The organism is Kitasatospora sp. NEAU-CNBT7, from assembly GCF_057220535.1.
Genome location: NZ_JBXQQB010000074.1, coordinates 1 through 9,718 on the forward strand (window position 1 = coordinate 1; position 9,718 = coordinate 9,718).

General features: G+C 72.1%; 8 protein-coding genes and 1 pseudogene. 5 read left to right on the top strand and 4 right to left on the bottom strand.

Translation table 11 applies throughout. The features are described 5' to 3' along the window. Nucleotides 1–31 precede the first annotated feature (31 nt). Both AC2TEW_RS37510 and AC2TEW_RS37515 read left to right on the top strand, forming a co-directional pair. Complete coding sequence (locus AC2TEW_RS37510; protein ID WP_484622056.1) at nucleotides 32–1,132, top strand: calcium:cation antiporter; 1,101 nt, start codon at nucleotides 32–34, stop codon at nucleotides 1,130–1,132. A gap of 1,854 nt (nucleotides 1,133–2,986) precedes the next feature. Continuing rightward, nucleotides 2,987–3,724 (top strand): D-alanyl-D-alanine carboxypeptidase family protein, encoded by a 738-nt coding sequence (locus AC2TEW_RS37515; RefSeq protein ID WP_484627696.1) that lies wholly within the window; start codon nucleotides 2,987–2,989, stop codon nucleotides 3,722–3,724. A 222-nt stretch (nucleotides 3,725–3,946) separates the two neighbouring features. Here AC2TEW_RS37515 and AC2TEW_RS37520 read toward each other — a convergent pair whose 3' ends face one another. From AC2TEW_RS37520 to AC2TEW_RS37530, 3 genes are all read right to left on the bottom strand, one after another. After that, entirely contained in the window at nucleotides 3,947–4,129 is a 183-nt protein-coding gene (locus AC2TEW_RS37520) for a hypothetical protein (RefSeq protein WP_484627697.1), read from the bottom strand. Nucleotides 4,130–4,389: 260 nt separating this feature from the next. Further along, a complete protein-coding gene (locus tag AC2TEW_RS37525) occupies nucleotides 4,390–5,403 on the bottom strand; it encodes an FUSC family protein (RefSeq protein ID WP_484627698.1) in 1,014 nt (337 codons plus the stop codon). Continuing rightward, entirely contained in the window at nucleotides 5,400–5,687 is a 288-nt protein-coding gene (locus AC2TEW_RS37530; protein WP_484627699.1) for a hypothetical protein, read from the bottom strand. The genes AC2TEW_RS37525 and AC2TEW_RS37530 overlap by 4 nt, the downstream gene beginning before the upstream one ends. Before the next feature lie 1,008 nt (nucleotides 5,688–6,695). Here AC2TEW_RS37530 and AC2TEW_RS37535 point away from each other — a divergent pair. From AC2TEW_RS37535 to AC2TEW_RS37545, 3 genes are all read left to right on the top strand, one after another. Beyond that, nucleotides 6,696–7,346: a LamG domain-containing protein gene (locus AC2TEW_RS37535; RefSeq protein WP_484627700.1), complete on the top strand. Its 651-nt coding sequence runs from the start codon at nucleotides 6,696–6,698 to the stop codon at nucleotides 7,344–7,346. Between the two features lie 632 nt (nucleotides 7,347–7,978). Next, nucleotides 7,979–8,497, top strand: coding sequence for a universal stress protein (locus AC2TEW_RS37540; RefSeq protein ID WP_484627701.1), 519 nt, complete (start codon nucleotides 7,979–7,981; stop codon nucleotides 8,495–8,497). Then, the gene (locus AC2TEW_RS37545; RefSeq protein WP_484627702.1) at nucleotides 8,485–9,102 is read left to right on the top strand and encodes a phosphatase PAP2 family protein; all 618 of its coding nucleotides are present in this window, start codon (nucleotides 8,485–8,487) and stop codon (nucleotides 9,100–9,102) included. The genes AC2TEW_RS37540 and AC2TEW_RS37545 overlap by 13 nt, the downstream gene beginning before the upstream one ends. A gap of 343 nt (nucleotides 9,103–9,445) precedes the next feature. Here AC2TEW_RS37545 and AC2TEW_RS37550 read toward each other — a convergent pair. Then, nucleotides 9,446–9,718, bottom strand: a pseudogene (locus AC2TEW_RS37550) (ISAs1 family transposase); the annotation flags it as partial.

Consider the following 9,718-nt stretch of genomic DNA (forward strand, 5'->3'; position numbering starts at 1 on the left):
CGGGGGTCGCCGGTCTGCCAAGCTCGACGGCATGATCACTCGGATCCGCCCGCTCGCCGCGCAGTGGACCACCGTGGTGCCGGTGCTGGCTTTGGTCCTGCTGCTGCTGACCTGGAAGCGTTCGCTGCCGGGCCCGGTGGTGGCGGTGGTGGCCTGCTTCCTGGCCGGGGCGGTGCTCGCGGCGGTCCACCACGCCGAGGTGATCGCGCACCGGGTCGGTGAGCCGTTCGGGTCGCTGGTGCTGGCCGTCGCGGTGACCGTGATCGAGGTCGCCCTGATCGTCACGCTGATGGCCGACGGCGGCGACAAGAGCGCGGGCCTCGCCCGGGACACCGTCTTCGCCGCCGTGATGATCACCTGCAACGGGATCCTCGGGCTGTGCATCCTGGTCGGCGCGCTCAAGCACCGGGTCGCGGTCTTCAACTCCGAGGGCACCGGAGCCGCCTTCGCCACCATCGCGACCCTGGCCACCATGAGCCTGGTGCTGCCGACCTTCACCACCAGCACCCCGGGCCCGCAGTTCAACCCGACCCAGCTGGTCTACGCGGCGAGCGCCTCGATCGTGCTGTACGGCCTGTTCGTCGCCACCCTGACGGTCCGCCACCGCGAGTACTTCCTGCCGGTCACCCCCGCCGGCGACCTGCTCGACCCGGCCGACCACGGCGACCGCCCGACGCAGCGCACCACCCTCGCCTCGGCGGCCCTGCTCGCGGTCGCGCTGACCTCGGTGGTCGGCCTCGCCAAGGGCGTCTCCCCCACCATCGAGCGGGGGGTGGCGGCCGCGGGCCTGCCGGCCGCCGTGGTCGGGGTGGTGATCGCCCTGCTGGTGCTGCTCCCGGAGACCATCGCCGCGGTGCGGGCCGCCTCCCGCGGCCAGGTGCAGACCAGCCTCAACCTGGCGCTCGGCTCGGCCCTGGCCAGCATCGGCCTGACCATCCCGGCCGTCGCGGTCGCCTCGGCCTGGCTGTCCGGCCCGCTGCTGCTGGGCCTCGGGGCCACCCACATGGTGCTGCTCGCGCTGACCGTCGCCGTCGGCACGCTGACCGTCACCCCCCAGCGGGCGACCCCGCTGCAGGGCGGCGTCCACCTGGCGATCCTGGCCGCGTACCTGGTGCTCGCCGTCAGTCCGTGACGGCGAGCACTCCGGGAGTGCTATCAGCCGTTGGGCGATCGAGGCGCTCCCGACCGTGAGAGCGGGGGATGCGGCCGACGGGTTTCCTGCCCGCGGGTACGCAGTCGCTGCGATGCTGATCGCAGGTGTGGGGCCGGGCGGGTAGGCGTCGTGGCGCCGCTGTGGTGAGCCAAGGGGCCGTCTGCAGGTCCGCTCGTCGAGCTGGGGCGATCGAAGCGTTCGGCGGTGCCGTCGGCCTGCGGGATCGGGTCCGCTCGAGGGACGTTCCGGCTTGGGACGGTACATCGAGCCAGGCGGGATGTGCTGCAGGAGCCGTTTGCCGGCCACCACCACCGGGCGGTGGTTCGCGCCCCGGCGACGAAGAACGCGACTGCGCCGCCGGAAGGCGGCGGCGATGTGGCGGTGCCTGTGCGCCGACCCGGGCACGGCTTCCTCGCTCCCCGCGCCCCCTTTGTGCCCGGACATCATCTTTGCGGGCCGACACCCCAGGTCAGGTACGTCCGCCAAGACGGACCTCGCCCATCTCCGGCTCTCGTCCCCACCCGACATGCGATCACACAAGTGCACCCCTGAACGGCGGATACCGGCTCGGGCCCGCGGGCATTTCCTGCGGGAAGCGCCGCCGCACCGCCATCCCGTGGCCGCCGGCCTCGGGCGGCCGGCACTTTGCCGTCGAACGTCCGGGCCTGCCACGGCTCGAAGACACGGCCTGCGGCCGGACCTGGTCAGGCCCGATCCGCGGCACGTTCGTCCTGGACGCCTGCCCCCGACCGGATGGGCCGGCGGATCACGGACGACAGGCCAACCGGCCCGCCGCCGGACGGGCCGGAGACGACCTTACGGCGGCAGGAGACCGAAGAAGGGCGCCGGTCCCGTTCGTCCCACCGACCGCAGCACCGTGTCCCGTCCGCTGCACACACCCCTGGCCAGGACCGGGGCGTCGACCGGCTGCGCCGCGAACCCGTACGACGATGCGGCCCGGCCCCGGAGGCTTCCAGGGCAGAACTGATCAAACATCAGCGTCCTTTGCGGGGCTCCGACGAGGTAGCGCGGGCCGTTCTCGGCGGGCCGTGCGGCCCAACGGTGAACGACTCCACTCCGCCCGGGCGAGGCCTTCGCCCCGGGGGGAACGGGCAGACCCCCAGGGCGCGCCCGGATCATGACCCGGCAGAGCGCTTGACCACACACCGCGGGGTCTGTGCGGAATCCGGCGCGGTCCGGGCGGCCGGACAACCCGGGCCGCTGCCGAAGCCGCTGCCCGGCCGCCCGCGGACCGAGGCGGAAAGTCCCGCGATAGAGCTCCCCCAGCGCGAATTTAATCCGTGCCGCCGATGATGGGGCACAGATGGCGGAAGTGCCTGACGGCCAGAGGCCTCGGTGCGGGCGGTTCCGCCACGACCGCGTCGGCAGTGTCCGGCTGGATGTGCGAGTCCGCCGCGAAGGCCAGGGCGTAGCCCTTCCCCGGCCGTCCGGCAGCGTCGGCCGGGCGCTGCCGGGCCACCCGCTCAGAGACCGCCGAACGCGCCGAGGACGCGTCCTTGCGGTCACCCGCCGGTTCGTTCGGAGAAAGGCCTGCAACCTGTGACGCGTCGTCCGCGCCGTGCAGCCACCCGGGCCCAGGCACCGCAGGCCGGATCCCGACGGCAGGCCGGGGCGGCGCGGCGCCGCCGGTCCAGACGCCGCGCGTGGGCAGCCCTCGGCGCGGTGCTGTGTCTGCTGGCGGTTGCCGGAGGCCAGTTGCTGCGGGCTCATCCGGCTGCCCGGGCCGACCCCCCGGCTGCCCGGGCCGACCCCCCGGCTGCCGGATGGGCCCTGACCGACGGCCCGTGGCCGGCCACGGGCCAGGCTTCGGTGATGATCGACGGCTTCGGTCACACCCAGTCCTCGCCCGGCCAGCGGCCCGTTCCCATCGCCAGCACCGCCAAGATCATGTCGGCCTACCTCTTCCTGCGGCAGTACCCGCTCCCGGGAGGGGAACAGGGGCCCTCGTTCACCGTGTCCGGGGAGGAAGCCGGCAGGTACAGCGCCCGTGTGGCGAACGGAGAGAGTCTCGTACCGGTCAGCGCGGGCCAGCGCTTCACCGAGCGCCAGGCGCTCCAGGCCGTCTTGGCGGTCTCCGCGAACAACATCACCGATGAGGTCGCCCGCTGGTGCTCCGGCACCCGTGCCGCCTTCGTCCAGGAGATGAACCGCACCGCACGTGATCTCGGGATGACCTCCACCACCTACACCGATCCCACCGGCCTGGACCCTGCAACCGTCAGTACAGCCGCGGACCAGGTCGAGCTGTTCCGCGCGGCCTTGCAGCTGCCCGGGTTCGCCGAACTCGCGGGATCCTCCTACACCGGGCCGTCCGGCGCCCGCCACCCCAACACCAACCCTTTGCTCGGGCAACGGGGAGTCTTCGCCGGCAAGACCGGCACCACCACAGCGGCAGGGAAGAATCTCGTCTTCGCAGCCCACCGCAAGGTCTCGGGTACCGAGCGGGTTGTCGTCGCCGCCGTCCTGGGGCAGCCCCGCTCCGGCACCGCAGCGCTCAACTCGGCCGCCGAAGAGCTGCTGATCGCAGTGGACCGCAACCTCTCCAGCTGACCATGCGTCAGGCCACCACCCCGCATCAGGAGCCGTTACCACAGCGGACCAGGCAGGCGGCTCTGCGCACACTGATCGCGATGGCGGCGGCGGGCGGTGATCCGTTCGCTCCGCATGCGGCCGGCCATCGCCGGTCCGATGGTGCGGCGGGAGGACGGCAAGGGCGCCGAGCCGGCTCGGCGCCGTGCTTTCACCAGGCGCCGGTCCCGCTCGGGTGCGCTCTCATCTGCCGGCCGAGGCCGCCCAAACCGGCCCCGTAACCGAATCGCGGCTCCGACCGCCGCGGAATGCCGAGAGCATCTCCCGCAGGACTTCGGGCGGGCAGTTGGCAACGGCCGAGTACATGTCGAAGCCGACCTCCTGCCGGACCATCCGGACGATCTCCTCCAGATTGCCGGTGGACATGCTCCCCGGATCCATGGTTCCTCCTCGTGACCGGATGCCTCCAGCCTGCCTCTGCCCTCGGGCGGGATCATCCCCCGATTGGTGGAGCAGCCGGGTCGTCCGACGCGGCACGCCGTGCACCTCGTCGCGGCGGCGGACCGTCCCGCAGCCGCTGAAGGCCGCCAGGCGCCTTGACGAGCGTCTCGTCTCCGAACGCCGCAGCCCACCGGGAGCCCGGACCACGGCAGGGGAAGAGGCCCGCTCGGCCGCTGTGCGCGTCGTCAGGGCGCGGGATGTCGGCCGAGGCTGTCGAGGATCTGCTGGAAGGGTCTGCGCAGGGCCACGGCGGCGGGGCGAGAGTCCGCGCGGGCGTAGGCGGTGAGGCCGTCGCGGGCCGCGGACAGGGCCGGTCCGGGTCCGCCCGTGCCCAGGGTGTTGTTGATCGCCCGTGTGGTGGAGGCGGCCAGCGCCGGTAGATGCCGCCGGGCGTCGGCGATGACCGGGGCAAGATCGTTCCTGCCCGTGAACGCGGCGACTTCTCCGGCCAGGGTCGCCAGGTACGGGGTGAGACGGTCGGAGGTGGCGATCCCGTGAGCCAGGAGCCCGACCGCGTCACGGTGGCGGCGGCGCAGGGGGTTGAACCGCATGGCGCGTTCGGCTTCGCGGGCGCGCACGGCGCTGTGGTGGATCGCCTCGATGTGCCCCGCGACGGCGGCGATGTTGTCATGCGCCGTGGCCGGGTCGGTTCCGAGGACGGCGGCTGTGCCGGTCAGCGCCCGGGCGAGGTGGGCGCGCACGTCATGGTCGAGGAAGGTCAGGACACGGCGGGGGTCGGCGGGCCACAGCAGCGGCGCGAGCAGGATCGTCACAGCCGCTCCTGCACCCGTCTCCCACAGCCGGTGCAGGGCGTAGGTGTCCGGGGAGGTACTGGCGAAGACCAGCAGGGACGATGCCGGGACCTGGACGTTCAACGGCCCACCGGACCGCAGCAGGATCCCGGCCGCAAGGCCCAGGGCGACGACCAGGGTGAGCGCGGCAGTCGAAGGGTGCAGGACGTTCAGAACAGCGATGCCGATCACGACACCCGCGACGACGCCCAGTACACGCTGCAGTGAGGTGGCAAGGGCGGTCATCGGGTCACCGCGCAGAGCCACGAGCGGGACGATGGCCGCGTACACGGGCGGCTGCTCCGCTCCCAGCCACAGCGCCACCTGCCATGCGACGGCCACCGTGACCACGATCCGCGCCGCAGCCGGTCCCTCGGAGGCCAGAGTGTCCCGGATGCGGCTGCTCATCGGGGTGTCGCGATCCGGTGTCCGTTCCGGGCCGGCACGGACGCATCCGGTGCGACCGGCAGGATCCGCGGGCAGCGCTCCAGGATGCCGTGGCCGGCGCAATGCCTGGCCGGATCCGGGTGGCGTGCCCCGGCCCGGCGGCCGTGGAACTCGGTCGCCCGCGGCATCACCTGCATCTCGGCCCTGGTGACCGGCCTGCAACCCCGCTCCGCAGCGGGGTGCGAGACGATCCGCGTGCTCGTGCGCCGCTGCCCGCCCGGCGTGTTCGGGTCGTCCTCGGCCATCCGGCCGGCGAACCCTTTCACCGGGTCCGGCGCATCCGCCCAGGGCGGCGGCTTTCGCCGGGGCGGCACCGGTGTCTGGAACACCGTGCACCGCGACACCCTGCACCGCACCGCGAGTTCGTGTCCCGACACCCCCCGCTCCCGCTGGGCGTGCCGCCGTGTCCTCTCGGACAGCACTTCACACGACCTGTGCACCCTCGGTCTCCCGACCTGGACCGTGACCAACAGACACAGCGTGACCGTCGAACGGCCCGCCACCACCGATTACGCCGAAAGCGGCATGCCACAGACCATCACACGAAGCGAACCCCGACTCACGGGGGGACCACCGGTGCCCGGACCCACCGAATGTCCCGGGCCCGGGCGTCCCGAGAACCCCGGACGACGAATTCACCGTCGTCGTCCCCGCAGCAGTGGCCGGGCCGGACGAGCGCAGGGGATCAGCCGGGGCAGCGCCAACCTCTCGTTATCCAGCGGCTGGACAGCATGGGGGCGCCGGGGTCGCACTGCCGCCCGGCAGAACCGAAAAACCGCGCATCACAGCCCCATCACTCGGGAGAGAGCATCGTGAAAAGTCTGCGGACCCGTCTTCTTGCTGCGCTGCCTCTGACCTGCGTGAGCACGGCACTCATCAGCGGCATCGACCCGGCACGGGCAGACACCCCGCCTGCAGATGGCCCCAGCGTCCTGGTGAACTCAGCGGATCGGTGGAGCTTCCTCGGCCTGTGGGCCAGTCCAACCTGGCAACGAGACTGGAAGCCCACCGTGCCCGTGCCGTCCCCGCCGACGGCGCGGCCCACCGTGCCCGTGCCGTCCCCGCCGACGGCGCGGCCCACCGTGCCCGTGCCGTCCCCGCCGACGGCGCGGCCCACCGTGCCCGTGCCGTCCCCGCCGACGGCGCGGCCCACCGTGCCCGCACCGCCCGTCACTCTTCCTCCGACAATGCCATCGCCGCCCGTTCCGGCCCCGGACGAGCCCAGCCGGTCCCCAGCGCCCGGAAAGCAACTGGTGTGGGACGGAAGCGACTTCAACGACTCCAACAAATGGAACACCGGAAAGTCAAGTGCCTATCCGGGCAACGGCCCCACCAATCCCGGCGACAACAAACTCGACTACATCAGTCCTGCGAACGCCCCGACCAACGGTGTGTTCAGAGCCGATCGGAGAGCCGACGGCAAGTGGAACACCGATCTGGTGACCACTGAGTACACCCGCGAGAAGTTCGAGCTGAAGCCCGGCGACACCATCACCTCGCGTATCACCCTCAACGCGGACCAGGGTGCCTGGCCCGCCCTGTGGACCTGGGGCCGTGACCTGCCCACCGGAGTCCAGAGCGGACACGGAGAGATCGACCTCTTCGAGTACCACGGCGGCAATCCACGGGTTCTCGAGGTCGCCAACCACGTCCGCCCCGCCAACGCCTTCCTGCGCGACGTCATCACGCCGGGAGTACCGTTCGAGCTCCGGGTGGACATCGGCCGCACCTCCGTGGACACCTACATCAACGGGGCCCTCGTCAACCAGGACCGGACAGGAGTTCCCGAGAACTGGTCCGCCTACCCCATCGTCAACATCTCCGTCGCAGCCGACAAACGGGCACCCCAGCCCCACCAGACACATATGGAGTTCACCGTCGACGGCTACCGGGTCTACCGCTGACCGGGCGATCCTGCAAGAGCCGGCCGGGCAGTGACAGCCTGGACACCCGGACAGCCGGGGCCCGCACCGGCAAGCAGCACGGCAAGCGACCCGGTCGGAGCAGCGGACGCGGGGACAGCGGCGCCCCGCCGCGCCACGGGCACACGCGGGGCAAGGCGGGGCCGCCTCCCAGTGAGGATGCCGTGTCCCGTGCCCCACCTGCACTCCAGGGCCGGCTACCCCACCGATCCGGCCTTTCGGTCGGCGCCCCCGGCAACCTTCAGCAGAGGCGTCCCGCAGCAGACCGTAGCCGGAGCGGCTGCACCGGGCGGCACGTCGCCTGTGCCTGCCCCATGGGGGTGCTGCCTTCGCCACGCACGGACGGGATGCGCCGCCCTCGTTTCCGGCCCGTCCTGGACGAGCCGTAGCACGGACCGGGCTGGGGAACCGGAACCGGCCTGGACAGCGTGAGATCACACACCGCCGGTGCCGGTCCGCTCCTCTGCCGGGCTGCCCGCACTCCTCCTTGGATCCCGCCGGTGGTTCTTGACCGGCGGATCCGCCGATCGGCCGATGCCGGTGCCAGGGCGCTGCGGCGAGCCTTCGCAGGAGGGACCGCTACAGGTCCGAACCTGCAACGAGGGAGCACGAGGATGCCGACAACGGGCAAGGTCGTCGTCGGGGTGAGCGGTTCGCCGGCCTCGTTGGCAGCGCTGCGGATGGCGGTGGAACAGGCCCGGGACTCGCAGAGGCCGTTGGTCGCGATCAAGGTGTGGTCGCTCGCACCGGCGGGAGTCTCCGATCAGCAGATCTGGGATGACGCCGCGCTGCAGGCGGCGCAGGATCTGGCCGCATCGTTCGACGAAGCCCTCGGTGGCGTACCGGACGGCCTGCCCGTGCGGCGTCTGGCGGTTCTCGGAGCGCCCGGCACGGTGTTGTGCCAGGCGGTCGCCGGCCCTGCGGACCTGCTGGTGATCGGGGCCGGACGGCGTAGGAGGCTGTCAGCGCCGTGGAGCGGCGCATTGGGCCGGTGGATCGTGAAACACGCTGCATGCCCGGTGCTGGCAGTACCCGGGCCCACAGGTTTCTCCCATCGGGAGCAGCGCTGGTTGCGCCGGGCATCCGGTGCGGATTTCGGCGTCCCGGTGCAGCGGCAGCTGTGGAGGGTCTGATCGGCGGCGTTCGGGGGATGGCGGCCGCAATCGACGGGAGCCTTTATCAGCGTGCCGTTGACGTGGCCCACACACTCCCGCCCATCGCGGCGAAGAGTGTGGCACTGTTCTCCGGCTACGGGCTGGGACTGCTGGCCCTGTTGATGCTGGCCGGATTCTGGCAGGCGCGGCGCGCCACCGGTGCTGTGATGGCCAGAGCTTTGGCGGCTCCGGCCGTCGTGGCTTCGGCATTCGGTGTCAACCTCGTACTGAAGCAGTTGTTCAAGGAGGGCAGGCCGTGCCGGGGACTGCCAGTCGGCACGACTTTGGAAGCCTGCCCGGCGCCGGGGGACTGGGCTTTCCCCAGCAGCCACACCGTCATCGCCTTCGCGGGCGCAGCACTCCTGTGGCACGTCCGGCGCCGTCTGGGTGCCGTGGCCGGGCTGCTGGCCGCGGCAATGGGCGCGTCGCGGACGTTCGTGGGCGTGCACTACCCGCATGACATCCTGGCCGGGGCCGTCGTCGGCATCCTGGTGGGCCATCTCCTGGCCGTGGCCGCGGGTAGGGGCGCTGCGGTGGTCGCACTGCTGCGTGCAGGGTTCTTGCGCAGGGTCCTCTCCGCGTGAGCCGGCCTGCCGGATCCCGCGGGGGTACCGGGCCGGCCGCCCGGGCCTTCCCGCCGTCACCCCGGACGGGCCGACTATCCCAGTGACCGGACCGAACCGGGCCGGGCCGGTCCCTCCGTGTTGGACCCGAAGCCCCCATCGCCGCTGCGGCCACTCGCGCGCCGCCGCAGCGGTGGCCCGCCGGTGGCCGGCTTGCCCCGGATGGTGATCCGGCCCTTGTCCGGGCCTGAGGCGGTCCTCGAGGTCCGGAAGTCCACCCCGTCCACCCGGGTGCCGGGCTGCCTGCAGGGGCCCGGCCGGTCAGGGCTGATGCAAAGTCGGATTTCAGTCGTGAATATGCAGGTCACCGGGGATGCCGAAGAGGTCGAGCGGGGCTGTGTGCGGGTGCGAGTGCCAGCCGGCGGCGGGCGTCGGCGATGGAACTTCCTGTCCTGCGCAGGAAGTTCATCGTGACCGATCTCAACGTGGCCATGTTCTGGGCTCCGTGGCCGGTGCGGATGCGGGAGGCGTCCTCGCCCAGCGTCACGTCCCGCACGTAGTGGACCTTGTTCTCGATGCCCCAGTGCCCTCGTGTGATCTCGCCGATCCGCTGCGGGCCGGCCTGTCGCGAGGTGAG

What these genes read in the sequence shown, in the direction of transcription:
- AC2TEW_RS37510 (WP_484622056.1), top strand. Translation starts at nt 32, where the DNA reads ATGATCACTCGGATCCGCCCGCTCGCCGCGCAGTGGACCACCGTGGTG.
- AC2TEW_RS37515 (WP_484627696.1), top strand. Translation starts at nt 2,987, where the DNA reads ATGATCGACGGCTTCGGTCACACCCAGTCCTCGCCCGGCCAGCGGCCC.
- AC2TEW_RS37520 (WP_484627697.1), bottom strand. Translation starts at nt 4,129, where the DNA reads ATGTCCACCGGCAATCTGGAGGAGATCGTCCGGATGGTCCGGCAGGAG.
- AC2TEW_RS37525 (WP_484627698.1), bottom strand. Translation starts at nt 5,403, where the DNA reads ATGAGCAGCCGCATCCGGGACACTCTGGCCTCCGAGGGACCGGCTGCG.
- AC2TEW_RS37530 (WP_484627699.1), bottom strand. Translation starts at nt 5,687, where the DNA reads ATGGCCGAGGACGACCCGAACACGCCGGGCGGGCAGCGGCGCACGAGC.
- AC2TEW_RS37540 (WP_484627701.1), top strand. Translation starts at nt 7,979, where the DNA reads ATGCCGACAACGGGCAAGGTCGTCGTCGGGGTGAGCGGTTCGCCGGCC.